22 protein-coding genes are annotated in these 22,956 nt (G+C 65.2%); 17 read left to right on the top strand and 5 right to left on the bottom strand.

Annotated features, from left to right (window positions below):
• Positions 1–3: 3 nt before the first annotated feature.
• Positions 4–912: a RecB family exonuclease gene (locus CAPP_RS05965; RefSeq protein WP_084560487.1), complete on the bottom strand. Its 909-nt coding sequence runs from the start codon at positions 910–912 to the stop codon at positions 4–6.
• A 27-nt stretch (positions 913–939) separates the two neighbouring features.
• Between CAPP_RS05965 and CAPP_RS05960 the strand changes: the two genes are divergently transcribed.
• Genes CAPP_RS05960 through arc form a run of 3 tightly spaced genes read left to right on the top strand, consistent with a single transcriptional unit; the run spans position 940 to position 4,636 of the window.
• The gene (locus tag CAPP_RS05960; protein ID WP_076598560.1) at positions 940–2,178 is read left to right on the top strand and encodes a M18 family aminopeptidase; all 1,239 of its coding nucleotides are present in this window, start codon (positions 940–942) and stop codon (positions 2,176–2,178) included.
• Positions 2,179–2,234: 56 nt separating this feature from the next.
• On the top strand, positions 2,235–3,068 hold the full coding sequence (locus CAPP_RS05955; protein ID WP_076598559.1) for a tRNA (adenine-N1)-methyltransferase: 834 nt from the start codon (positions 2,235–2,237) through the stop codon (positions 3,066–3,068).
• A gap of 11 nt (positions 3,069–3,079) precedes the next feature.
• On the top strand, positions 3,080–4,636 hold the full coding sequence (gene arc, locus CAPP_RS05950; RefSeq protein WP_076598558.1) for a proteasome ATPase: 1,557 nt from the start codon (positions 3,080–3,082) through the stop codon (positions 4,634–4,636).
• A 241-nt stretch (positions 4,637–4,877) separates the two neighbouring features.
• Here the strand turns inward: arc and pdxR are convergent, their stop codons facing one another.
• Positions 4,878–6,305 carry a MocR-like pyridoxine biosynthesis transcription factor PdxR gene (pdxR, locus tag CAPP_RS05945; RefSeq protein ID WP_076598557.1) on the bottom strand — a complete coding sequence of 476 codons (1,428 nt, stop codon included), beginning with the start codon at positions 6,303–6,305 and terminating at the stop codon, positions 4,878–4,880.
• 63 nt (positions 6,306–6,368) lie between these two features.
• Between pdxR and pdxS the strand changes: the two genes are divergently transcribed.
• The gene (gene pdxS / locus CAPP_RS05940; RefSeq protein ID WP_412459487.1) at positions 6,369–7,268 is read left to right on the top strand and encodes a pyridoxal 5'-phosphate synthase lyase subunit PdxS; all 900 of its coding nucleotides are present in this window, start codon (positions 6,369–6,371) and stop codon (positions 7,266–7,268) included.
• Between the two features lie 17 nt (positions 7,269–7,285).
• On the opposite strand, the gene CAPP_RS05935 is transcribed toward pdxS, so the two are convergent.
• Positions 7,286–7,633: a type II toxin-antitoxin system PemK/MazF family toxin gene (locus tag CAPP_RS05935; RefSeq protein ID WP_200803255.1), complete on the bottom strand. Its 348-nt coding sequence runs from the start codon at positions 7,631–7,633 to the stop codon at positions 7,286–7,288.
• A complete protein-coding gene (locus CAPP_RS05930; protein WP_143313829.1) occupies positions 7,623–7,862 on the bottom strand; it encodes a ribbon-helix-helix domain-containing protein in 240 nt (79 codons plus the stop codon). Before CAPP_RS05930 ends, CAPP_RS05935 begins: the two co-directional genes overlap by 11 nt.
• A 169-nt stretch (positions 7,863–8,031) precedes the next feature.
• Between CAPP_RS05930 and dop the strand changes: the two genes are divergently transcribed.
• The 8 genes from dop (at position 8,032) to CAPP_RS05890 (ending at position 17,282) form a co-directional block, all read left to right on the top strand.
• Positions 8,032–9,543, top strand: coding sequence for a depupylase/deamidase Dop (gene dop, locus CAPP_RS05925; RefSeq protein WP_076598555.1), 1,512 nt, complete (start codon positions 8,032–8,034; stop codon positions 9,541–9,543).
• A gap of 9 nt (positions 9,544–9,552) precedes the next feature.
• Positions 9,553–9,744 carry a ubiquitin-like protein Pup gene (locus tag CAPP_RS05920; protein WP_076598554.1) on the top strand — a complete coding sequence of 64 codons (192 nt, stop codon included), beginning with the start codon at positions 9,553–9,555 and terminating at the stop codon, positions 9,742–9,744.
• Positions 9,745–9,767: 23 nt separating this feature from the next.
• Positions 9,768–11,162: a Pup--protein ligase gene (gene pafA, locus CAPP_RS05915; protein WP_076598637.1), complete on the top strand. Its 1,395-nt coding sequence runs from the start codon at positions 9,768–9,770 to the stop codon at positions 11,160–11,162.
• A complete protein-coding gene (locus CAPP_RS05910) occupies positions 11,155–12,111 on the top strand; it encodes a helix-turn-helix transcriptional regulator (protein WP_076598553.1) in 957 nt (318 codons plus the stop codon). The genes pafA and CAPP_RS05910 overlap by 8 nt, the downstream gene beginning before the upstream one ends.
• Entirely contained in the window at positions 12,104–13,057 is a 954-nt protein-coding gene (locus tag CAPP_RS05905; RefSeq protein ID WP_076598552.1) for a helix-turn-helix transcriptional regulator, read from the top strand. The genes CAPP_RS05910 and CAPP_RS05905 overlap by 8 nt, the downstream gene beginning before the upstream one ends.
• Positions 13,058–13,118: 61 nt before the next feature.
• Complete coding sequence (gene tatA, locus CAPP_RS05900) at positions 13,119–13,445, top strand: Sec-independent protein translocase subunit TatA (protein ID WP_076598551.1); 327 nt, start codon at positions 13,119–13,121, stop codon at positions 13,443–13,445.
• 93 nt (positions 13,446–13,538) lie between these two features.
• Positions 13,539–14,510 (top strand): twin-arginine translocase subunit TatC, encoded by a 972-nt coding sequence (gene tatC / locus CAPP_RS05895; protein WP_084560486.1) that lies wholly within the window; start codon positions 13,539–13,541, stop codon positions 14,508–14,510.
• Positions 14,511–14,531: 21 nt separating this feature from the next.
• A complete protein-coding gene (locus tag CAPP_RS05890; protein WP_076598636.1) occupies positions 14,532–17,282 on the top strand; it encodes a DEAD/DEAH box helicase in 2,751 nt (916 codons plus the stop codon).
• On the opposite strand, the gene CAPP_RS05885 is transcribed toward CAPP_RS05890, so the two are convergent.
• Positions 17,279–17,848, bottom strand: a complete 570-nt coding sequence (locus CAPP_RS05885) for a trypsin-like serine peptidase (protein ID WP_076598549.1) — start codon at positions 17,846–17,848, stop codon at positions 17,279–17,281. The two genes, CAPP_RS05890 and CAPP_RS05885, sit on opposite strands and share 4 nt — an antisense overlap.
• A 38-nt stretch (positions 17,849–17,886) precedes the next feature.
• On the opposite strand from CAPP_RS05885, the gene CAPP_RS05880 reads away from it, so the two are divergent.
• Genes CAPP_RS05880 through CAPP_RS05860 form a run of 5 tightly spaced genes read left to right on the top strand, consistent with a single transcriptional unit; the run spans position 17,887 to position 22,898 of the window.
• A complete protein-coding gene (locus CAPP_RS05880; protein ID WP_076598548.1) occupies positions 17,887–19,017 on the top strand; it encodes a M24 family metallopeptidase in 1,131 nt (376 codons plus the stop codon).
• Between the two features lie 37 nt (positions 19,018–19,054).
• The gene (locus CAPP_RS05875) at positions 19,055–19,798 is read left to right on the top strand and encodes an SDR family oxidoreductase (RefSeq protein ID WP_076598547.1); all 744 of its coding nucleotides are present in this window, start codon (positions 19,055–19,057) and stop codon (positions 19,796–19,798) included.
• Positions 19,799–19,825: 27 nt separating this feature from the next.
• Positions 19,826–20,335, top strand: a complete 510-nt coding sequence (locus CAPP_RS05870) for an FxsA family protein (protein ID WP_076598546.1) — start codon at positions 19,826–19,828, stop codon at positions 20,333–20,335.
• The gene (gene lnt / locus CAPP_RS05865; protein ID WP_076598545.1) at positions 20,332–21,954 is read left to right on the top strand and encodes an apolipoprotein N-acyltransferase; all 1,623 of its coding nucleotides are present in this window, start codon (positions 20,332–20,334) and stop codon (positions 21,952–21,954) included. The genes CAPP_RS05870 and lnt overlap by 4 nt, the downstream gene beginning before the upstream one ends.
• A 38-nt stretch (positions 21,955–21,992) precedes the next feature.
• Positions 21,993–22,898, top strand: coding sequence for a polyprenol monophosphomannose synthase (locus CAPP_RS05860; RefSeq protein ID WP_076598544.1), 906 nt, complete (start codon positions 21,993–21,995; stop codon positions 22,896–22,898).
• Positions 22,899–22,956 lie beyond the last annotated feature (58 nt).

Raw genomic sequence — 22,956 nt, 5'->3', positions numbered from 1 at the left:
GAGCTAATCGGTGGGGTGCTCGCCTGCGGGTGCCTCCCCGACACCGGGCGTATTCGCGTTCGTGCCGTTCAGTCGAGCTGCGCCGGCGCCACTTTCAGGCGTGCCGAATAATTCTGCGGTGGACCCCGGCCATCCGGGGTACGGCGGCGGCGTGCCGTCGAAGGCAGGGCAGAGACTCTGGAACGAGCACCAGTTGCACAGCTTCGAGGTCTTCGGGCGGAAATTGCCGGAGCGGCCGTCGGCTTCAATCTTGGTCCACAGGTCACCGAGGTCGCGCTCGAAGTACTCGAGCTCCTCGCGCGAGGGGGTGAGGAACATGGAGTCCATCACCTTCAGGTACATCAGACGCAGCTGGTGCGGGATGGTGCCGAACAAACGCCAGTAAACCAGCGCATAGAAGCGCATCTGGAATTGCGCCTCCGCTGAGTACCGGGGGAGAGGCTTCTTCCCGGTCTTGTAGTCGACGACGCGGATTTCTCCCGTGGGGGCGATGTCGACGCGGTCGATGAACCCGCGCACGGGCACGCCGTTGGGCAGGACGGTATCGACGTACATCTCCTGCTCGTGCGAGTCGAAACCGAGCGGGTTTTCCATGTGGAAGTAACCGCGGAGGAGGTCGCGGGCGTCGACAAGCAATTGGTGCTCGTCGGAAATGGGGTCGGCGACGGAGGCGTCGTCGTCGATAAGCGACGCCCATGCTGGCTTGAGCTGCTTGACGGCGGCGGGGAAGGTGCGCTCCTCGCGCGGCCATGCGTGCATCGCCTCGAGGACGGCGTGGACGAGGGTGCCTTTGACCTGCGCCTCTGTTTTCGGTTCGGGGATGCGGTCGATTGCGCGCAGCCGGTATTTCAGCGGGCACTGCTGGTAGTCGTTGGCGCGGGAGGGGGACAAGGCGAGCGGTCGTGGAGTCATATCGGACTACATCCTAGAGTAGGGCTCATGCAGATCAGCGATTTCGCAGACTTCCTGGCGGCGAGCCCGAGCGCGTTCCACGCGGCGGAGAACGTGCGCGACGAGCTCGTCGCGGCGGGCTTTGGCGAAGACACGGAAACCACGCCGGGCGGCCATGTGCTCGTGCAGGGCGGCGCGGTCGTCGCGTGGTGGGTGCCGGAGCGGCCGCGCGCGGCGATGCGCATCATCGGCTCGCACACGGACTCACCGGGGCTCATGCTCAAGCCTGACCCCGACGTCGTGCGCGAAGGGTTCCGGCAGCTCGCCGTCGAAGTCTACGGCGGGCCGATCCTAAGCTCGTGGTTCGACCGCGAGTTGCGCTTCGCAGGACGCGTCGCGCTTCTCGACGGCACCACCCACACCGTCTCCACCCCTCCCATCGCCCGCGTGCCGAATCTGGCAATCCACCTCTACCGCGGCGACGCCCCCGAAATCGACCGCCAGCTGCACACGCAGCCAGTGATGGGCGTGGACCGGCCAATGCTCGAGATCGTTGCCGAGCAGCTGCGCGCCGATGGCGTGACCGGGCCTGACGGCGCCGAGGTGAGCGCCGACGACATCGTGTCCCACGAGCTCATTTCGGGTGACGCGCAGCGTCCCGAGGTCCTCGGCGACACCCTGGCGGGCGGGCGGATGGACAATTTGAGCAGTGTCCACGCGTCGCTGAAGGCGATGCTCGCGGCGGCCTCGTCGGGCGATGCTGAAGAGGTTCTCGTGCTGGCCGCGTTCAACCACGAAGAGGTCGGCTCCGCATCGACGACCGGTGCCGGCGGGCCTCTGCTCGAGCGCGTCCTGTCGAAGATCGCTGCGTCCCTCCACGCCGACCCGCTCGAGGTCTACGCCAACTCGCTGCTCGCCTCGGCTGACGCGGCGCACGCCGTGCACCCGAACTACCCGGGCAAGCACGACCCGACGCACCGCCCGCTGATGAACCGCGGCCCGGTGCTGAAGATAAACGCCAACCAGCGTTACGCATCCGACGCCGCGACGGAGGCGGCGTGGATCCGCGCGTGCCGCGCCGCGAATGTGCCGGTGCAGACCTTCGTCGGGCACAATGCTGTGCCGTGCGGGTCGACGATCGGGCCGATTTCCGCGACGCGTCTGGGCATTCCCACCGTCGATGTGGGCGTGTCGCTGCTGTCGATGCACTCGGCGCGCGAACTCGTCGGCATCCAGGACCAGCTATGGTTCACCGAGGCTCTTACGGCATACTTTTCTGGCGCGTAAAGCACCGCAACGCAACGTGGCCACCGCGACCTTCCCACGAGCTCAAAAGGAGAACGATGTACTCCGGACCTTTCCAACCCGGCGATAAAGTCCAGCTGACGGACGCGAAGCGCCGCCATTTCACCATCGAGCTCACCCCGGGCGGACAGTTCCACTCTCACAAGGGCATCGTCAACCACGACGACATTATCGGGGCGGATGAGGGAACAGTCGCGAAGTCGACGCTCGGCGCCGACTTCCTCTGCTTCCGCCACCTGCTCGTCGACCATGTGCTGTCCATGCCGCGCGGCGCTGCCGTCATCTACCCGAAGGATGCCGGCCAGATTCTCGTGGAGGGCGATATCTTCATGGGCGCGCGCGTGCTCGAGGCGGGCGCTGGCTCCGGCGCGCTGACGATGTCGCTGCTGCGCGCCGTCGGGCCGCAAGGCCACGTGTTCTCCTACGAAATCCGCGACGACCACCTCGCCTACGCCCGCGACAATGTTTCCGACTACTTCGGCGGCGAACCCGAGTGGTGGACGCCCAAGCTCGGCGATTTCGGGGAGATCACCACCGAGGATCTCGGCGGTCCGGTTGACCGCGTCATCTTGGACATGGTTGAGCCGTGGCACTTCATCGACACGGTCAAAGACGTGCTCATCCCCGGCGGCGTATTCATGACGTACGTGGCCACGGTCCCGCAGCTGATGAATATCGTCGAAACAATCCGCGAAGCGAAGTGCTTCACCGAGCCCCGCTCCTGGGAGACGCTCTTGCGCGAATGGAAGGTCGAGGGATTGGCCACCCGCCCGGAGCACCGCATGAACGCGCACACCGCGTTCCTGGTGTGGACGCGCCGGCTTGCCGACGGCGTGACCCCGCCGCGTCCTCAGCGCCGGGCTCGTCGATAAGCTCGGTAGGTATGACGGAGTCCCGGAGCACCCGAAATTCCCATCCTGCAGCCCGCTCGAGCGGGGCTGACAGCACTACCGGTCTGAGCCTCGCAGAGCTGAAGGCGCAGAACCGCGCCCTGTCCGCGCGGAACAAGCAACTGGCAGAGCTGCTCAAGAGTTCGCGGGACAAACTGCAGGACCTGAACGCCCAGGTGGAGGCGCTCGGCGACCCGGCATCAACCTACGGGATCTACCTTGCTCCTGCGCGTCGTGGCACCGAGGCGGAGGTGTTCACCTCTGGCCGCCGCATGCGGCTGAACGTTTCGCCGTCGGTGGAGCCAGGGACGCTGGCACCGGGCGGGCTGGTCCGTCTCGGGGAAGGCTCGGTCGTCGTGGAGGCGTGCGGGTTCTCCACGACCGGCCAGTTGGCGACGCTTTCCGAGCGCATCGGCCACGACCGCGCGATCGTCGCGGATATGCAAGGTGCCGAGCAAGTCGTGCACCTGACGCAGAGGCTCCAGGAAAAAGCCCGCGCAGGCGACACGCTGCTGATCGATGCCAAGGCGGGATACGCCTTCGAAAGGATCCCGAAGACGGAAGTCAACCAGCTCTCGCTTGAGGAGATTCCGGACGTGACCTACGACGATATCGGCGGTCTGCATAGCCAGATCGAAACCATCCGTGACTCAGTGGAGCTTCCGTTCACGCACCCGGATCTGTACAAGACCTATGATCTGAAGCCGCCGAAAGGCGTGCTGCTCTACGGCCCGCCGGGGTGCGGCAAGACGTTGATCGCGAAAGCGGTGGCGAATTCACTGTCGACGCGCATCGGCGACGGCGGCTCGGCGCACTTCCTCAACGTCAAGGGGCCGGAACTGCTGAATAAGTACGTCGGCGAGACGGAGCGCAGGATCCGCCTCATCTTTGAGCGCGCCCGCGAGCTCGCAGGGGAGGGGCGCCCGGTGATCATCTTCTTCGACGAGATGGAGTCGATCTTCCGCACGCGCGGATCGGGCGTCTCCTCCGATATGGAGACCACCGTGGTGCCGCAGTTGCTCACCGAAATCGACGGCGTCGAGGATATCGCGAACGTCATCGTGATCGGCGCGACCAACCGCGAAGAGCTCATCGACCCGGCGATTCTGCGCCCGGGGCGCCTGGACATCAAGATCCGCATCGACCGCCCGGATCGCGCGGAAGCGCGGGAAATCTTCGCGCGTTACCTCACAGACAGCGTCCCCCATGAGGAAAGCACGGAAATGCTTATCGACGCTGCCGTCGACAAGCTCTTTGCCCCCCGCCCGTTTGTGAAATTGACACTGGTGGACGGCACTGCCGAGACCTTGCACTACGCGGACTTCGTTTCGGGCGCGATGATCGCGAATATTGTCGATCGCGCGAAGAAGCTGGCGATCAAGGCCGAGATCGACGGTCAGGGACGCGGCGTGACTGCAGAACACCTGCGCGCGGCTGTGCGCGCCGAGCAGGACGAGAGCGAAGACATGCCGAACGTGTCCAATCCGGATGAGTGGGCGCGCATTACGGGCCGGACGGGCAAGCGCGTTGTCGCTGCTGAAGTGCTGTAGCCAGTGAACTGACAGGACGTTCCCACGAAAATCAACGAAATAGTTGTGGGCAAAACTGTTTTTCCAGCATCGGCAAGGGCTCCGGCGACGGCTCCAGCATCGGTGAAGGCTCCTCCCTCGGCGACAAACAGAAGAAGATCCTTGACGGTGTGCTCGGTGGCCTGGCAGGCCTGGCACTGCTTGCAGGCATCTTCAACTTCCTGCAGTCTCAGGGCGGCAACCTGCCGTTCAAGCTCCCGTTCTAAGTTGAGCTGCCGCTTCGCATCACCTCGAGCACTCTGCGGAAGTCTGGTTCGGTGAGGTGGGCGAAGCTCACAATAAGGCCGTCGTCGCGTCCTGACCACAGGGCGTCGAGGCGGCCGCTTTCTATGCCCTGGTCCGATAGTTCGCGGGCGTAGGCGTCGCGCGCGGCGGGGGAGGGGAAGGTGATGGCGAGATCGACGCCGTTGGATTCGGCCATCTCGGTCACCGTGGCGCCACGCCGCGTGAGTTCCGGAATGATCTCGGCGGCGACGATCTCGCGACGCTTGGCGAGGCGGTTGTGCACCGCCTTTGTATTTCGGCGCACATGACCATTTCGCAGCAGGTGAGCGATGGCGAGCTGGGTGACTGCGGAAACCGGCATGCCCATGACAGTGCGGGTGCGTCGGATGCCGTCTGCAAGAGGCGCTGATGCAGCCACATACCCGGATGCGGCCGACCTGTTGAGCAGGGTAGTGAAGGTGCCTAGGGTGACCACATCCGCTTCGTCCCGAAGCGCGGCGAGCGGAGGGACGGGGGAGGTGCGGTACCGCAGCTCGGCGTTGAAATCGTCTTCGATGATGACTGTGCCGGTAGCTGCGGCCCAGTCGAGCAGTGCGCGGCGTCGCGCGGCGGGCATCGATGCGCCGAGGGGGTACTGGTACGACGGGGTGACCAGCAGGGCGTCGAGATCGTCCGGAGTTAAGTCAATGTCCACGCCGGCCTCGTCGACGGCGCACGGCACGACCGTATTTCCGGTGAGAGGAACGACATTGCGCAGTCCCGGGTGGCCGGGATCTTCCACTCCCACGCGGAGGCGCGTGCCGGAGCCCAAGGCCATGAGCGCGAGAACCAGCCCTTCGCGGGTTCCGCCCGTCACCACGACATCATGCTTATCGACGTTCAACCCCCGCCCCATCCTCAAATGCTCCGCGATGGCCTCGCGAAGCTGTTCTTGACCGGTCGGCTCCGTCGCGATGCCGGGTTCCGCTGCCGCTTCCCGCCATGCCTGCCTCCACGCAGCGGGTCGGATCGCGCCGGCCTGGCCTGAGGACGGCTTGAGAGAGATCGTCGCGGTGGGGCGCCGGTGAGTCGCAGTAGCGGGTGTCGGCGCAGGTTGCCTCGGCTGCGAGGTGCGCGACAGGCCGAACCCGGACGCACGTGGGGTTTCGGCGTCCTGCGCAGCGGGTAGGGAGGGGTTCACTCGGGTCGGCGCACCTTGGGTGGCCACGAGATATCCTTCGCTGACCAGCTGGTCGTAGGCGGTGACGACGGTGCCGCGGGACACACCTGCTTGGCGGGCGAGCACACGGGTGGAGGGAACTTCGTCCCCGGGGCGCAGGGAGCCGGAGGCGATCGCTGACCGGAGAGAGGCTGCGACTTGGGCGGTCAGGGGGATGGGGAGGGAGCGGGTGACGTCGATAAGCAATGCAACTGGTCCAAAGAAATCGCGGAGTGCTGGCTCTTGGAATCTACCAGTCGGCGGGCGATGCTGGAGCGCATGACGTTTACAACTGATATGTCCAACACTGAATTGACTGATTCGTTCCGCGGCGGAGTGATCATGGATGTGGTCACGCCGGAGCAGGCGACAATCGCTGCCGATGCCGGCGCTGTCGCAGTGATGGCGCTCGAACGCGTGCCCGCTGATATCCGTGCGCAGGGCGGTGTGGCGCGCATGTCCGATCCGGAGCTGATCGAGGGGATCCTGTCTGCGGTGGACATCCCCGTCATGGCGAAGGCCCGCATCGGCCACACCGTGGAAGCGCAGATCCTGCAGCACCTCGGTGTCCACTATGTGGACGAGTCAGAGGTGCTGAGCCCGGCAGACTACGTCAACCACATCGACAAGCGCAGTTTCGACGTGCCGTTCGTGTGCGGCGCGACGAATCTGGGGGAGGCCCTGCGACGCATCAACGAAGGTGCGGCGATGATCCGCTCCAAGGGCGAGGCGGGCACGGGTGATGTGTCGGAGGCAACGAAGCACCTGCGCACGATCACCGCTGAGATCACCGGGCTGCAGGCGAAGTGGAACGGCAACCGCGATGAGCTCTACGTCGCGGCCAAGGAACTTCAGGCACCGTACGAGTTGGTCGCGTGGGTCGCGGAACACGGCCGTCTTCCGGTGCCGCTGTTCGTCGCTGGCGGTGTGGCCACTCCGGCGGATGCCGCGCTGATGATGCAGCTCGGCGCGGACGGTGTGTTCGTGGGCTCCGGCATCTTCAAGTCCGGCAAGCCCGCCGAGCGTGCGGCCGCCGTCGTCGCGGCCACGAAGAACTACGACGACATCGCCGCCGTCGCGGAAGCCTCGCGCGGCCTGGGCGAAGCCATGGTCGGCATCAACGTCGCAGATCTCCCGGCGCCGCACCGCCTCGCCGAGCGCGGGTGGTAACGCACAGGCGACTCAGATCAGAGCCTTATTTCGAGGTTGAACGCGAAGGCCAGTGCGGATGCGAGCTGGTTCTCCTGCGTGAAGGAGAGGTAGCCGACGTGGTGCAAGACGTCATTAAAGGGGACGGTCATCACGTTGTCGGTGTTGGCGACGCTGACGTGGTCGAGACCGTTGGTTTCATCGAGAACGACCTCGGTGGCCAATTCCCGGATCGTCGACGTGACGGGCAGGACGGTGACAGTGGACAAACGGCCCACTGCCAATTGACGCGTAAGGATCACTGCTGGGCGGACTTTATCCAGTCTGACCATCCTGATCTCGCGGCGCTCGTAGGCTCTTGGCTTATCGCCCGCGTCAATCGTCAAAGCGGACACGTCCTTTCGCGGCGTTGACAATGAAGTCAATCTCGGGGTCGGGATCCGCGGCAATGGTCTCGAGATCCCGCAGGGTGATGAGGCGACGGAGTTCGCGCTCAACCGCTCCGTCAACAAGCTCGGCCCGACTCTTCGCCAGTCCGGACTTGACTGCTTCGTCCATCGCGTTTACGAGCGGCTCAGAGATGCGGAGGGAGATTTGCCTAGTCGTTGACCTCATATACCGGAATGTACCCCAAAATGGGATGCAATAGAACCCACATGTGTCGATGCGATGAGGGGGAGTGCCGCAAAGCCTGAAGCCTCGGTTCCGTCGGCGACAAAGGCGAATGATCGGGCCAGCGATCCGGCAGAACCGTGGAGAGTATGACCCGCTAGGCTCGGAAACCATGACGCGTTTCATGGGTACCGAGACGGAATACGGCATCACCACGCCAGACGACCAAGCGTTGAGTCCGATTGTGAGCTCGACGCATGCGGTGGTGGCGTACGCGGCGATGAACACGGCGGCTCGCGCTCGCTGGGATTACCAGGCCGAGCACCCGCTCAAAGACAGCCGCGGTTTCGATTTGAAGCGCTACCAGACAGTCCCGGTAGTGGCACCGAATGCGATTGGGGTGGCCAACGTGGTCACCTCCAACGGGGCGCGGTTCTACGTCGACCACGCGCACCCGGAATACTCTTCGCCGGAGGTCGCGGACGCGTACAGCGCGATGGTGTACGACGCGGCGGGGGACCTCATCTTGCGCCAGGCGGCGGAGCGTGTCGCGCAGCTTTATCACGAGGGCGTCAGCGTGCTCGAGGGGCACGATCCGTGCCCGCCGTTGAAGTTCTATAAGAACAACGTCGACGGCAAGGGCGCCTCGTACGGTTCGCACGAGAATTACCAGTACTCGCGGGACACGCCGTTCGAGGACATCGCGGCGGGGCTCATCCCGTTCTTCGTCACCCGGCAGATCTTCGCGGGCGCGGGCCGCGTCGGCATCGGGGAGGAAGGTGAAGAAGACGGCTTCCAGATTTCGCAGCGCGCGGACTATTTCTTCCAGGAGGTCTCGCTGGAGACGACCCTGAACCGCGGCATCATCAACACGCGCGACGAGCCGCACGCGGATGCGACGCAGTTCGGCCGCCTGCACGTCATCATCGGCGACGCGAATATGTCGCATTACGCGAATTTCCTGAAAATCGGCGCGACGAAGCTCTTGCTCGACGCGATCGAAAACGGCGTCGATTTCAGCGACCTGCGCTTGAAAAACCCGGTCGCCGAACTCAAGGCCACATCGCGCGACCTCACGCTCACCCACGAGCTTTCGCTTAGCGACGGCCGCTGTCTTACCCCCATCTCCCTTCAGCGCGAGTATCTGCGCCGGGTTAGCGGTGGGGAAGGGGAACAGTCAGACGTCGATAAGCGCGTGCTCGAACTGTGGGACGAGGTGCTGGGCGACCTTGAGCGCGACCCGTTGTCGACAGCGGACAGGTTGGATTGGACGGCGAAATACGCGCTGAGCAAGGGGTATGTCGACCGCGGCCTGCCGTGGAGCGACGCCAAGTTGAAAGCGGTGGATCTGCAGTACGCGGATATTGACCCAGCGAAGTCGCTGTACCACGCACTCGTGCGCGCGGGGCGGATGCGCACGCTGGCGAGCGAGGAGGAGATCGCGCACGCCGCCGCGCACCCGCCGGAGAATTCGCGGGCGTATTTCCGTGGACGCGTCGCAGCCGAATTCGGCGAAGATGTGATCGCGTCGAGCTGGCAGTCGATCCAATTCGACACCGCGCAGGGCCCGCGGACGGTGGCATTGAACGCGGTAGACGGATTCACGCGTGTGGAAGTCGGAGAATTGCTCGATCGTGCGGCGGGCGTGGACGACCTCGTCGCTGCGCTCGTGGACGGAAAGTAGGGTAGAGGCATGGCACAGGATCAGATCAATATTTCTGGCGGCGGCGATAACGGCGAAGGCGAGCCGGGCGACGCGCGAAACGCCGGCCAGGTGAACGTGAATACGACCGGCACCGACGACCTGCTCGACGAGATCGACGCGTTGCTGGACACCAACGCCGAGGAATTCGTCCGCTCCTACGTGCAGAAGGGCGGCCAGTAGTGGCGGTGTACCCGCGCCGCATCATGGGCATCGAGACCGAATTCGGTCTCACCGCCATCCGCGGCGGCGCCGCTGTTCTGCGGCCGGAGGAGATCGCGCGGTACCTCTTCCGCCCGGTCGTGGCGCAGTATAAGAGCACGAATATCTTCACTAAGAACGCCGCGCGGCTTTACCTCGACGTGGGCGCGCACCCGGAATACGCGACCGCGGAATGCGACTCGTTGACGCAGTTGCTCAACCACGACAAGGCGGGTGAGCTGATCTTCAACGAGCTTGCCGTGCAGGCGCAGGAAGCGCTCGCGGCGGAGGGCATCGGCGGGGATGTCTACCTGTTCAAGAACAATGTCGATTCCGCCGGCAATTCCTACGGCACGCACGAGAACTACCTGATCAGCCGGGAGCTGTCGCTCAAGCACTTCGGTAAACGGCTGCTGCCTTTTTTGATCACCCGCCAGCTTTTGTGCGGCGCGGGCATGATCACCAAAGACGGGCAGTTCGTGCTGTCCCAGCGCGCGGGCCAAGTGTGGGAAGGGGTGTCGTCGGCGACGACGAGGACGCGGCCGATCATCAACACCCGCGACGAGCCCCACGGCGATTCGAGCCGGTTCCGCCGCATGCACGTCATCGTGGGCGACTCGAATATGGCGGAGCCGACGTCCGCGCTAAAAGTGGGCTCGACGCAGCTGGTCATCGAGATGCTCGAAGCGGACTGGGAGATGCCCGCCTTCGACGTCTCCGACCCGATCGCGCACATCAAGGAGATCGCCCTCGATCCGAGCGGCCAGACTCCGCTGGAGCTGAAGGACGGTTCCACGGTCACGGCGTTGAAGGTCCAGCGCGCCGTGCACGCCGCCGCAGAAAAGTGGCTGGATCAGCGCCCGGATGAAGGCACGCCCAACGAGGAACTCGCCCGCGTCGTGGAGTTGTGGGGCCGAGTGCTGGCCTGCGTCGAGAGCCAGGACTTCGGGCCTGTCGCCGGCGAGATCGACTGGGTGATCAAGCGCGACTTGCTTGAGCGCTACCGCGCGCGCCTCGGCGGCGACTGGGACCACCCGAAGCTCGCGCAAATCGATTTGGCCTACCACGACATCGACCGCGAGCGCGGATTGTTCTACCTGCTCCAGCGAAAAGGCATGGTGAATCGGTGGACCACGGATGAGGCGATCGCGCAGGCCGCGCACACCGCGCCGCAGACGACTCGTGCCGCCATGCGCGCTGAATTTCTGGCCCGCGCCCGGGAGCTCGGCGCCCGCTACACAGTGGACTGGGTGCATCTCAAGGTCGATCGCCCGGAGCCGCAGACGGTAGACCTGCAGGATCCCTTCGCCACGTCCGACGCGCGCGTCGACGATCTGCTTAGCTATATGGAGACTAACCGCGAGCACTTGAACGACGCGCAGGGAGGGATCCGTGGCTGACACGCCGGGCCACATCGATGTCATCGAGAGGCTGACCAACCTCACCTTCGCATTGCTCGGCTCCGCCACACCCCGCGAGTACGAGTGGGTGCGCACCCACGTCGAGGGGTACAAGGACCGCACCGATATCGCGCTGACGCGCATGCTCGGCCGCGACGTGCGCTCCCTGCGCCGCGCAGGCGTGCCCGCCCGCATGGAGAACGGCCTGATCTGGGTGGATAAGGACGTCTACGAGCTGCCGCCCATTGCGTTCACGGACGACGAAGCGTTTGTGCTCGGCCTCGCCGGCGACCTCGGCACGGCAGGAAGCCTCGGCGCCTTCGCGCGTTCCGGGTGGACGAAGATCGCCGCGGGCGGCGCCACCCGCACCTTCGACGCGCCGCCCATCGCCGCGCTAGACAACGATATTTCTCGCCTCGACGCGGACACCGTCACCGCCGTGACCGCATGCGTGCGCTCGAACACCCGCATGCGTTTCACGTACCGTCCCTCACCGACGGCCACTCCGCAGACGCGCACGATGGACCCGTGGGGGATTGTCGCGCTCAACAACCGCGCGTACGTCGTGGGTTTCGACGTGGAGCGCGGCGCCGAGCGGAGTTTCCGCGCCGTGCGGGTCAGCGATGTCCGCAAGGTCAAGGCGGACGATTTCCACCAACCGGACAGGCCGTTGCAGCACGTCGTCGAAGATTCCCTGCGTGGCCCCGTCGTCGACGCCGTGATCCGCGTCGAGGAAGGAACTTCGCACGAGCTCGTCAACGCGGGCACAATGCGTGACGACGGCACCGTGGCCCTCACCAACGTTGAACGCGACTGGCTCGTGCGCACGGCTGCGAGCTCCGCGCCCGATGCCGTGGTGGTGGAGCCGGCCGATGTCCGCGCCGATGTCGTCGCGCTGCTTCGTGCCGCCGCGGAACAGACAGCAAGAGGGGAGAGCGCTCATGGCTGAGGCGAGAAAAGACAGCCCGGAAAAGCTCGCAGCCTTGGTGCGGGCGCTGAACCTGATTCCGTATCTGCACCAGCACCCGCACGCCACGCCGATGGAGATCGCCCGCGACCTGGGGCACTCGCCGGCCGAGGTGATGGACGACCTGCGCCGCCTGCAGATGTCTGGCGTGGGCAGCGGCCCGGGCGAGCTCATCGACTTAGCCGCCGAGTGGACCGGTGTCACGGTCATCGACGATCAGGGGCTGAATACGCCGCTGCGCCTCACACCTACGGAAGCGAATGCCCTGCTGCTCACCCTTGAGTCGCTGGAGACCATGCCGGGTTTGGTGGATCAGCGCGCAGTCAATTCCGCGGCGCAGAAACTCCGCGACGTCATGCGTGCAAAAGGCGTCCCCGATGCGGAACAGCCGCAGACTTCGGGCCCGGAAGCTGTGGTCTCCCAGGCTCTTTCGCAGCGCCGGATGCTGGAACTGACGTACTATTCCGCGACCTCCGACACGCTGCGCGCCCGCGCGGTCTCGCCGATGGGGCTGTTCCACCGCGACGGCAACACGTACCTCTCAGCCTTCGAGGACGGTGACGCCAAGACGTTCCGCTTGGACCGCATCAAAGATGCGCAGCTTCTCGACGTCCCGTCCACCCCGGCCCCCAAAGTCACCTACGACGCCGACGACCCCTTCGGCTTCCGCCAGGCGAATGTGGCGGAGCTGCGGATCGCCTCCGAGGCGACGTGGCTGGCGGACTACTGGCAGATCGAGCTAGCCGATACACGCAGCGAAAATGAAACCGAGCACGGTTGGGTCGCTGCGACAATGCCGTACGGAAGCGACGATTGGCTGATCCGATTCTGCCTGAGTCAAGCCGACCGCGTGAGAGTGGTTTCACCCCCGCATATCGCACAAGCCGTCGCCGCTGCAGGATCCGCGGGGCTCGAGCGTTATGCTTAAGGCTTGAACGACGCGCCCCGCGCTCGAAGGCGCACATAGAAATACTCCGAAAGGAAAACCAATGAGTGTTGGCCCATGGGAAATCCTCCTCGTCGTCTTCGTTGTCCTGCTTCTCTTCGGCGCGACGAAGCTGCCTGAGCTCGCCCGCTCGGTAGGCCGCTCCGCGCGCATCTTCAAGTCCGAGGTCAACGAGATGCAGAACGACGGCAAGCAGCAGGGCGCAGGTGCAGCGACTGCGACGACAGACGCGCCGCAGCAAAACGAGCAGCCGCGCGAGATCACCCAGGGCCCGGCAAACCAGGCGCAGCAGAGCGTCGAGCAGGGTTTCTGGAACCAGCCGCAGAACCAGCAGCAGCCGAACCAGCCGGGCACGAACCCGAACGCTTAAGCGCACCCCGTGGGACAACAGGTTTCACCAAAGCGCCCGACACGGGCGCGGAAAAACCCCAAGGTGCGGGCAAAGCGTGATCCCGAGGGGATCATGTCGCTCACGGAGCACCTTCAGGAGCTGCGCCGCCGTGTGGTCGTCTCGCTGCTGGCGATCCTCGCGGGCACCATCGTCGGCTTCATCTGGTACCAGTGGGCGCCTGGTCCGGTCATGCCGCTCGGCGAGCTCATCCGCCGGCCGTACTGCTCTCTTCCGCCCGAGTTGCGTGCCGACCTGACCGCAGACGGCTCGTGCCGCCTGATCGCGACGACGCCGTTCGAGATGTTCATGCTGCGCATGAAGGTCGGCTTCCTGGCGGGCCTCGTGTTCGCGTCACCCGTGTGGCTGTACCAGATCTGGGCGTTCATCACGCCGGGCCTGCACAAGAACGAGCGCCGCTGGACCTTGAGTTTCGTCAGCCTCGCCGTCACATTGTTCGTGTCCGGCGCGGTGATTGCGTACTTCATCGTCGATCAGGGGCTGGAGCTCCTTATGTCGATCGGCAAGGAGTACCAGATCGCGGCGTTGTCGGGTCAGCTCTACTACAACTTCGTTCTGGCGCTGATCGTGATCTTCGGCGTGAGCTTCGAGGTTCCGCTGGTGGTCATCATGCTCAACCTCGCGGGCCTGCTGCGTTACGACCAGGTCAGAGACAAGCGCCGCATCATCATCGTGGCTCTGTTCATCTTCGCCGCCGTGATCACCCCGGGCCAGGACCCGTTCTCCATGGTGGTGCTCGCTCTGTCGCTCACGCTGCTCGTCGAGCTCGCCTTCCAGTTCTGCCGCATCCACGACAAGCGCGCAGGTATCCGGACACGCGAGTGGGCCGAGCTTGACGACGAAGAAGCTTCCGGCCCCATCGATGCTCCCGCCCCGATCGGTGCCGCGTCCGGCCTGGGAACGGCGAACGCCATCGACCGTCCGGCACCGATTTCCACTGACGCTGAACCAGACGCTGGGGGCTACGGGCCGACGTCGATAAGCGGGCGCGCTCGTACTCCGAACTTCTTCGACGACGTGCTCTGATACTCGGTTAGGGTGGTGGGCATGCACCTCGATGAGTTCCGCGCGAGCAAGCCCTTTCCCCTCGACGATTTCCAAATCGAGGCGTGCGAAGCCGTCGAAGCCGACCGCGGCGTGCTCGTGTGCGCCCCGACCGGTTCCGGCAAGACCGTAGTCGGCGAATTCGCGGTGTCGCTGGCGCTGTCGCGCGGCACGAAATGCTTCTACACTACGCCGATCAAGGCGCTGAGCAACCAGAAATACCACGACCTGGTCGACGAGCACGGCGAGGACGCCGTTGGCTTGCTCACCGGTGACACGAGCATCAACGGCAACGCGGAGATTGTGGTCATGACCACTGAGGTCCTGCGCAACATGATCTACGCGGAATCGCCGGCTCTCGACCGGTTGTCGCACGTGGTGATGGACGAAATCCACTACCTCGCCGACCGCGATCGGGGCGCCGTGTGGGAGGAGATCATCCTCAACCTCGACGAGTCGGCGCGCATCATCGGGCTGTCGGCGACCGTGTCCAACTCCGAGGAATTCGGCGAATGGCTCGACGAGGTCCGCGGCGACACCGACGTGATCGTCTCCGAGAAGCGACCCGTGCCGCTGAACCAGTTCATGATGGTGCAGCGCAAAATCATGCCGCTGTTCGAGCCCGGCTCCGACAAAGTGAACCGCGACCTAGAGCGCGCCATCGAGCGTATCGAGACTGGCGCGGACGAGGGCCGCCGCGACTTCGAGGAAGGCCGCGGGTTCCGTTCCCGTTCCGGGGGAGGACGCCGCAGCGGCGGGCGGCGCCCGCAGGACCGTGTCCGCCCGGTGGGCCGCCCTGAGGTCGTCGAGGCGCTCAAAGGCCGCGACATGCTGCCCGCCATCGTCTTCATTTTCTCCCGCGCAGGCTGCGACGGCGCGCTCTTCCAGTGCCTGCGCTCCCGCAAGGAGCTGACCACTCCGGAGGAAGCCGAACGCATCAAGGAGATCGCCGACCAGGGCGTGGAGGGCATTCCCGAGGAGGACCTCGACGTGCTCAACTACCGCCAGCTGCGCACCGCTTGGTCGCGCGGTTTCGCGGCGCACCACGCGGGCATGCTTCCCGCCTTCAAGCACATCGTGGAGCAGCTCTTCGTTGAGGGGCTCGTCCGCGTCGTCTTCGCCACAGAGACGCTGGCGTTGGGCATCAACATGCCGGCGCGCACTGTCGTGCTGGAGAAGATGGTCAAGTTCAACGGTGACGCCCACGTGGACCTCACACCCGGCCAGTACACCCAGCTGACGGGCCGTGCGGGCCGCCGCGGCATCGACTCGATCGGCAACGCCGTTGTGCAGTGGGCACCGGCCATGGACCCGCGCCAGGTCGCAGGACTCGCTTCCACCCGCACGTACCCGCTCATCTCGCTGTTCACTCCCGGTTACAACATGGCCATCAACATGCTGCAGATGAACGGGTTCGAGGACTCCATCCGGCTCATCGAGAAGTCCTTCGCCCAGTTCCAGACGGACCGCAGCGTCGTCGGGGAGGTGCGAAAGATTGAGCGGCAGAAGGGGAGCGTCGAAAAGCTGCGCGCTGAACTCGACGCCGCCGTGGACGAGCTCGGCTTCGGCGAGGCCGACGGGGATATCGCCGCGGACCTCGTCGATTACACTCGATTGCGCCGCGACCTGGCGGAGGAGGAGAAGCGCGCGAAGAAGAGCTCGATCGACGAGCGCCACAAGGAGATCCAGAAGGTGCTCGGCCGTCTCCAGGTGGGCGAGGTCATCGCGCTGCCGTCAAAGCGCAGGCCGGAGCTCGCCGCCGTTGTCGCGCCGGCGGGCAGGAAGGACGACCCGCGCCCGTGGATCACCACCGAACGCGGCTGGTCGGGACGCATCGACGCCGCGTCCTTCGGCAACGCTCCGGTCGTCGTGGGGCACATCAAGGTGCCGAGCGATGTCGCGCACAAACCGCGCCGCCACACCCGACGCGTGGTGCAGGCGTTGGCCAAGGGCAATTTCCGTCCGCCGAAGAAACTGAAGGAAAAGGCGAGGACGCGGATCTCGAAGAAGGTGCTGGAACTCCGCGACGCGATCCGTGCGCACCCGGTCCACGCGTGGCCCGCCGCCGACCGTGAGCGGCTCGCCCGCCTCGGCGAGGACCTCGTGCGGGAGGAACGCGCCCTGGCGGCGGCGCAGGCGAATGTGGATACCCAGACCGACACCCTGGGCCGCATGTTCGAGCGCATCATCGGCCTGCTTACGGAGATGGATTACGTCGAGCTTATCGACGGCGAACCCACCGTCACCGAAGAAGGCGAGCGCCTCGCCCGGATCCACAATGTCTCCGACCTGCTCGTCGCGCAGTGCTTGAAGCGCGGGATCTGGGACGAGCTCGACCCGGCGGAATTGGCCGGTGTGGCGTCCATGTGCGTGTTCGAGAACCGCAAGGCCACCGGCGGCTCCCCGGAGGCGGCCACCGACCGCATGGCTGACGCGATGAACGCCACCCAGCGCATCTACGGCGAGCTCGCCAGCGACGAGCAGCGCCACCGTCTTCCGCCGACGAATATGCCGGATCCCGGTTTCGCGCTGTCGCTCCACCAGTGGGCTGCGGGTGCTCCGCTAGGCTACGCCCTGGCTGCAGCCGCCGAATCGGGCGCGGAGCTCACCCCGGGTGATTTCGTGCGCTGGTGCCGCCAGGTCATCGACCTGCTCGAGCAGATCGTGCAGACCGGGTACTCCAACGAGATCAAGCACAACGCCCGTCGCGCTGTGGAGGCGATCCGCCGCGGTGTCGTGGCGATCGGCAACTAGCCGCTGAGCTCGTCCTCAAGCCGCTGTCTCAGCGCGGCTGGGAGGAAATTCACCACCGCCAAATGGGAATTGCGCCCGAAGGGGTCGACGATGAGCGATTGCACGCCCACAATCTTTCCGCCGGCCAGGACCGGCCCGCCGGAATCGCCTTTGATCGCCGGTGTCCGGTTGAACACGATGCCGGCCGGCCGCACGAGCGATCCCGTCCGCGAGATCGCCACCGGCAACGGCAAGAGCAGGTGACCGTCGCGCGCCTGGAGGTGTTTCGCTCGGCCCCCGTACCCGAAGGTGACCGTCGGTGTCCTTATCAGCGGAGCATTGCCGAGGGCAGGGAAGTCGGCGCCTTCGAGATGCTGGAAAGGACGCGTGCGTACCACCGCGATATCGGCGCCGTCCACAGGTTCCACGGTGCGGATGGTGCGGATCTTCTTCCCGACCCGCACTGTCGCGCCGTCCGCGTTCTCCCGGAAGAAGTGGTTGCACGTGAGCACCACATCCGGCGCCAGCAGCGTGCCGCTGCAGTATGCGCCACGGGCGGCGATGCGGACCAGCACGTCGGGGAACATGCCCACGATCGTAGGTGGGAAAGTTCTAGCATGAGACCATGACCGATCCACACGACTCCGTGAAACTGCCCGAGATCTTCCCGCAGGAAATCTACTCCCGCCGCCTGACGCGCGTGCAGCAGCATCTGCGCGACCGTGGCCTCGGCGGTGTGATCATCGGCAGCGGACCGGAACTGGCCTACCTGACCGGATCGTGGACCTCTTCGCACGAACGCCTCACGGCATTGATCGTCCCACCGTCCGGCAATGCGCGTTTGCTCGCGCCCGCCACCGATGCGACCGCATTGTCGGCTGTGGGAGAGATGCCGGGCATCGAGTTGGTCACCTGGCGCGACGGAGAGAACCCCTACGCGCTAGCGGAACGGGCGTGCGGCAGCGGCACAGTCGCCGTGGGAACTTCGCTGACCGCGGACCACGTGCTGCGCTTGCAGGAGACGTGCGGGGAGGTGGTGCTGGCCACCGACGTGCTCGCCGCGGCATTCATGGTCAAAGGCAAAGAGGAGATCGAGCAACTCGAATTCGCGGCATCCGCTATCGACCGCGTCCATGCAGCTGTGCCGGAGTTGCTCCAGCCGGGGCGCAACGAGCGCGAGATCGCCGCGGAGCTCGACGCACTGATTCTCCGCGAACACTCCCGCACCGACTTCATCATCGTCGGCTCCGGGCCCAACGGCGCGGATCCGCACCACGACTTTTCCGACCGCGTCCTCGCCGAAGGCGACCCTGTCGTGGTGGATCTGGGCGGCACGGTCGGCGCCGGCTACCACTCCGACTGCACCCGCACCTACGTCGTCGGCGGCGGCACGACTGTCGATTCGGCCGATTCCGAATTCGGCCGAGCCTACGACACGCTGCGCCGCGCTCAAGCAGACGCTATGGCCACCGCACGCCCCGGCATGACGGCAGGAGAGCTCGATTCTGTCGCGAGGGATCGCATTAACGAAGCCGGGTACGGCACCTACTTCACGCACCGGCTCGGCCACGGCATCGGCCTGGCGCTGCACGAGGAACCGTTCATCATCGCCCGCAACGAGACCGTCCTCGAGCCCGGCATGGTCTTTTCCATCGAGCCGGGAATCTATATCCCCGGCAAGTGGGGCATGCGCATCGAGGACATCGTCGTGCTGGAGGAGGACGGCGCCCGTCCCCTCAAAACGTGCGCCAAATAGGCTGCGTGAGCTTTACCAGCACTTATAGTTGGCAAACATGAGCTCTAAGGGAAACACGCGCGGCACCGTGCTGCTGCTCGGTGGCACTAGCGATATCGGCAGGGAAGTGGCAGTGCGCGTCTGCGACGGCCGGGACGTGGTGCTGGCGGCGCGGAATACGGCGGCGCTGGGGGACGTCGATAAGCGTCTGCGCGATGCGGGCGCGACGAGTGTGCGCTCGATCGAATTCGACGCCACCGACCTCGCCTCGCACCGCGCGGTCGTTGAGCGCGCCAGTGAATCGGGCCCTGTCACCGACGCGATCGTAGCCTTCGGGATCCTGGGCGACCAGGCCCGCGCCGAGCACGACGAAGAGCACGCCGCGCACATCGCCGTCGTCGACTACGTCGCGCAAGTGAGCATGCTGACCGTGCTTGCCGACGTCATGGATTCCGGCCACATCTTCGCCTTCTCCTCGATCGCCGGGTGGCGCGCCCGGCGCGCGAACTATGTCTACGGCTCGACCAAAGCTGGACTCGACGCCTTCTGCCAGGGGCTTGCCGACCGTCTCCACGGCACCGACCTGTCTCTGATCACCGCACGTCCCGGATTCGTCATCGGCTCGATGACTGAGGGCATGAAGCCCGCGCCATTGTCTGTCACCCCGGATGCGGTCGCCGACGCCGTCGTCGCGGCGATGGGGAAGGGGAGTCGCACCATCTGGATCCCGCGGTCGCTCCAACTTCTCGCGTGGGTGATGCGCTGCGTGCCACGCCCGATCTGGCGCCGGATGCCCCGGTGAGCCCGCGACGGCAGGTAGTCTGTGCCCATGCCGATTCTCGCGTATTTCCTGATCGAAGCACTCGCGTTCTGGGGAGTGAGTCAGCTGATTGGCGTCGGCTGGGCGTTCTTCGGAATTTTCGCGCTCATGCTCTTAGGTGCGCTGGCGGCCTCGCCCGCTCTGCGCTCCGAACTCGAGCGCGCACAGGCGGGGAAGGGGTCCGTCGGCCAGTTCGCCGGCGGCACCGCGCTCGTCGCCGCCGGCTGGGCGCTGGCGATCATCCCGGGATACGTCTCTTCGCTCACCGGACTATTGCTGCTTGTTCGCCCCACCCGCGAACTCGTGCGCAAATCCATGGCGAAATCCCTGCAGAAGCGCGTCGAGGACTTCGGTGTGCAGGTCTACGATGTCTCCCCGATGAAGCGCCACGGTGCTTCTTACGGCACGTTCGGCGACGGGGAAGGGGTCATCGACGCTGAACCCGACCCGAGTGACGAGGACATCGAGAACTGGTCGCAGAACGCCCGTCCGGAGGACTTCGGAGACCCGAAGAAATGACCACGGCGGTGAAAACAGACTCGCGCACGGCCACGCCGAAGCTCGCAGCAATCGCCCGCATTGTGCTCGCAGGGCTCGGAGGCGTGGCCGTCTACTTCTCTTACGAGCCGTACGGCTTGGCGTTCATGGGCGTGCTGGGCATCGCGCTGTTCTATATCTCTCTCGCGCCGTGGCCGGGCGTGGGCGGTGTAGCGAGCTCCCGTCCTCCCGCGAAAAAGGGCGCGCTGCTCGGTTTCCTGCACGGATTCTGCGCGTACGTTCTGCTGCTTCCGTGGGTCGGCGAATTCGTCGGGGCTCTGCCGTGGATCGCTCTATCGCTCACGCTGGCGCTCTGGACGATCCTGACGGGCATCTTCGGCGTTCTCGTCGCGCGGTGGCGCTACGGCTTCATCGCCTTCGCCCTGATGTATTCCGCAGTGGAATTCCTGCTGTCGTCTTTCCCCTTCGGCGGCTTCTCCTGGGTGCGTCTGGCGTGGGGCCAGATCAACGGCCCGTTGGCGAACTTTGCGCCGTGGGGCGGACCGGCACTCGTCACCTTCATGGCGGCGCTGCTCGGCGCCTCTTTCGCTGCCATCCTGCTTTCATTTGTCGGGGAGCAGTCGGGGAAGATCTCGCTGGCGACGCCGGCGATGTCCGCCACCGGAATCGTCATCGGCCTCGGCCTGCTCGCCGGGCTCGGGGTGGCTACTCCTGAACCGACGACCGGCAACGTGAAGGTCGCCGCCGTCCAGGGCAACGTCCCTCGCATGGGATTAGACTTCAACGCGCAGCGCCGTGCAGTCCTCGCCAACCACGTCAACGTGACGAAGGATCTCGGCGCCAGCGGGGAGCGCCCCGATCTGGTTTTCTGGCCCGAGAATTCCTCCGATGTGAATCCGTTCCGGGACAGGGAAGCCCGTGACCTGATCACTGATGCGGTCAATACCGTCGATGCGCCTGTCCTTGTGGGCACCTTGACCAAGGACGAGGTGGGCGACCGCAACACCGCAGTCGTCTTCGATCCGGACACCGGTGCCGGGGACATGCACCACAAGAGGTTCCTGCAACCCTTCGGCGAGTGGATGCCCATGCGCGACTTCTTCCGTATCTTCTCCTCGTACGTTGACATGGCCGGAGACTTCAAGCCCGGCGATGGTGACGGCACGGTGCGCATGGGAGACCATGTCGTCGGCGTGGCAACCTGCTACGAAGTCGCGTTCGACGCCGCCTACCGCGATGCGGTCAAAGCCGGCGCGCAGATCTTGACCACCCCGACGAATAACGCCACCTTCGGCTTCACCGACATGACCTACCAACAGCTGGCGATGAGCCGCATGCGCGCCATCGAGACCGACAGGGCAGTGGTGGTGTCGGCGACCTCTGGCGCGTCAGCGATTGTCCACCCGGACGGCACCGTCTCGCAGGAGACGGAGATCTTCACGCCTGATTTCCTCGTCGAGGAACTCCCGCTGCGGGATTCAGTCACCTTCGCCGTGAAGTACGGCCAGTTCATCCAGTGGCTTCTCGCCGCAGCCGGTATTGCGGTGATGCTCGCCGCGAGCGTGGGAGCACGGCGCGGGTATGCTTCTAGCAGGAGCCAGCAGCCGGCGGAAGCCGCACAGACTGACAACGAAAACTAAGTGCCCTACAAACAGGGCGAAGGAAACGGAGACACACTGTGGCAGAGAAACCGACCGATTCGACCCTCGTGATCATCCCGACTTACAACGAGGTGGAGAACCTGCCTCTGATCATTGGTCGCGTGCGCGAGTCGAACCCGGACGTGGACATTCTGGTCATCGACGATAATTCCCCGGACGGCACCGGCGACAAAGCCGACGAGATGGCAGCCGAGGACAGCCACGTCAACGTCATCCACCGCGAGGAGAAGACAGGGTTGCTCGGCGCCTACACCGCTGGCTTCAACTGGGGCCTCGAGCGCGGCTACAACGTTCTCTGCCAGATGGACGCCGACGGCTCCCACGCCCCAGAGCAGCTGCCGCGCCTGCTGTCGTCGATCGACGAGGGCGCTGATCTAGTCATCGGATCCCGCTACGTCGACGGCGGCGAGGCCGTGAACTGGCCGAAGAACCGTTATCTGCTTTCCAAGCTAGGCAACCTGTACATCTCCGTCGCACTCGGCGACGATGTCGCGGACATGACCGCCGGTTACCGTGCCTTCCGCCGCGAAGTGCTGGAGACTATCGACTTGGAGACCCTGTCGAAGAAGGGCTACATCTTCCAGGTCGATTTGGCTGACCGTGCTGTGCAGGAAGGCTTCGACGTCCGCGAGGTGCCCATCACCTTCGTCGACCGTGAGCTGGGCGAGTCCAAGCTCGACGCGAGCTTCGCCGGCGAGTCCCTAGCCGAGGTCACCAAGTGGGGCTGGAAGCGTCGCTCGACCCAGATCTCCGAGATGGCGGGCGAGCTCGTTCGTCTCGGCCGCTACCAGCTCGATGAGCTCGGCGTGAACAAGGTGCCTGGCAAGGTGACCCGCGCTGCTGGTGTCGCCGGCGACCTCATTGAGGAAGGCGCCAAGCTGGCCAAATACGAGTTCAACCGCGCTGTGAATAACCGCCACTAATCACGTGCAACAAAAAGCCGGCAGGAGAATCTGCCGGCTTTGATTTATGTGTAAGGGG

It is taken from the genome of Corynebacterium appendicis CIP 107643 (assembly GCF_030408415.1).
Taxonomy (GTDB): Bacteria; Actinomycetota; Actinomycetes; order Mycobacteriales; family Mycobacteriaceae; genus Corynebacterium; species Corynebacterium appendicis.
The sequence above is the reverse complement of the archived record's forward strand: the minus strand, read 5'-3'. Positions and strand labels throughout refer to the sequence as shown.

Coding starts and splice junctions, on each gene's coding strand:
- CAPP_RS05920 (WP_076598554.1), top strand. CDS start 9,553: ATGGCACAGGATCAGATCAATATTTCTGGCGGCGGCGATAACGGCGAA.
- CAPP_RS05955 (WP_076598559.1), top strand. CDS start 2,235: ATGTACTCCGGACCTTTCCAACCCGGCGATAAAGTCCAGCTGACGGAC.
- arc (WP_076598558.1), top strand. CDS start 3,080: ATGACGGAGTCCCGGAGCACCCGAAATTCCCATCCTGCAGCCCGCTCG.
- CAPP_RS05880 (WP_076598548.1), top strand. CDS start 17,887: ATGACCGATCCACACGACTCCGTGAAACTGCCCGAGATCTTCCCGCAG.
- dop (WP_076598555.1), top strand. CDS start 8,032: ATGACGCGTTTCATGGGTACCGAGACGGAATACGGCATCACCACGCCA.
- CAPP_RS05870 (WP_076598546.1), top strand. CDS start 19,826: ATGCCGATTCTCGCGTATTTCCTGATCGAAGCACTCGCGTTCTGGGGA.
- CAPP_RS05930 (WP_143313829.1), bottom strand. CDS start 7,862: ATGAGGTCAACGACTAGGCAAATCTCCCTCCGCATCTCTGAGCCGCTC.
- tatC (WP_084560486.1), top strand. CDS start 13,539: ATGTCGCTCACGGAGCACCTTCAGGAGCTGCGCCGCCGTGTGGTCGTC.
- CAPP_RS05960 (WP_076598560.1), top strand. CDS start 940: ATGCAGATCAGCGATTTCGCAGACTTCCTGGCGGCGAGCCCGAGCGCG.
- pafA (WP_076598637.1), top strand. CDS start 9,768: ATGGGCATCGAGACCGAATTCGGTCTCACCGCCATCCGCGGCGGCGCC.
- CAPP_RS05965 (WP_084560487.1), bottom strand. CDS start 912: ATGACTCCACGACCGCTCGCCTTGTCCCCCTCCCGCGCCAACGACTAC.
- CAPP_RS05875 (WP_076598547.1), top strand. CDS start 19,055: ATGAGCTCTAAGGGAAACACGCGCGGCACCGTGCTGCTGCTCGGTGGC.
- CAPP_RS05885 (WP_076598549.1), bottom strand. CDS start 17,848: ATGTTCCCCGACGTGCTGGTCCGCATCGCCGCCCGTGGCGCATACTGC.
- tatA (WP_076598551.1), top strand. CDS start 13,119: ATGAGTGTTGGCCCATGGGAAATCCTCCTCGTCGTCTTCGTTGTCCTG.
- CAPP_RS05905 (WP_076598552.1), top strand. CDS start 12,104: ATGGCTGAGGCGAGAAAAGACAGCCCGGAAAAGCTCGCAGCCTTGGTG.
- CAPP_RS05890 (WP_076598636.1), top strand. CDS start 14,532: ATGCACCTCGATGAGTTCCGCGCGAGCAAGCCCTTTCCCCTCGACGAT.
- lnt (WP_076598545.1), top strand. CDS start 20,332: ATGACCACGGCGGTGAAAACAGACTCGCGCACGGCCACGCCGAAGCTC.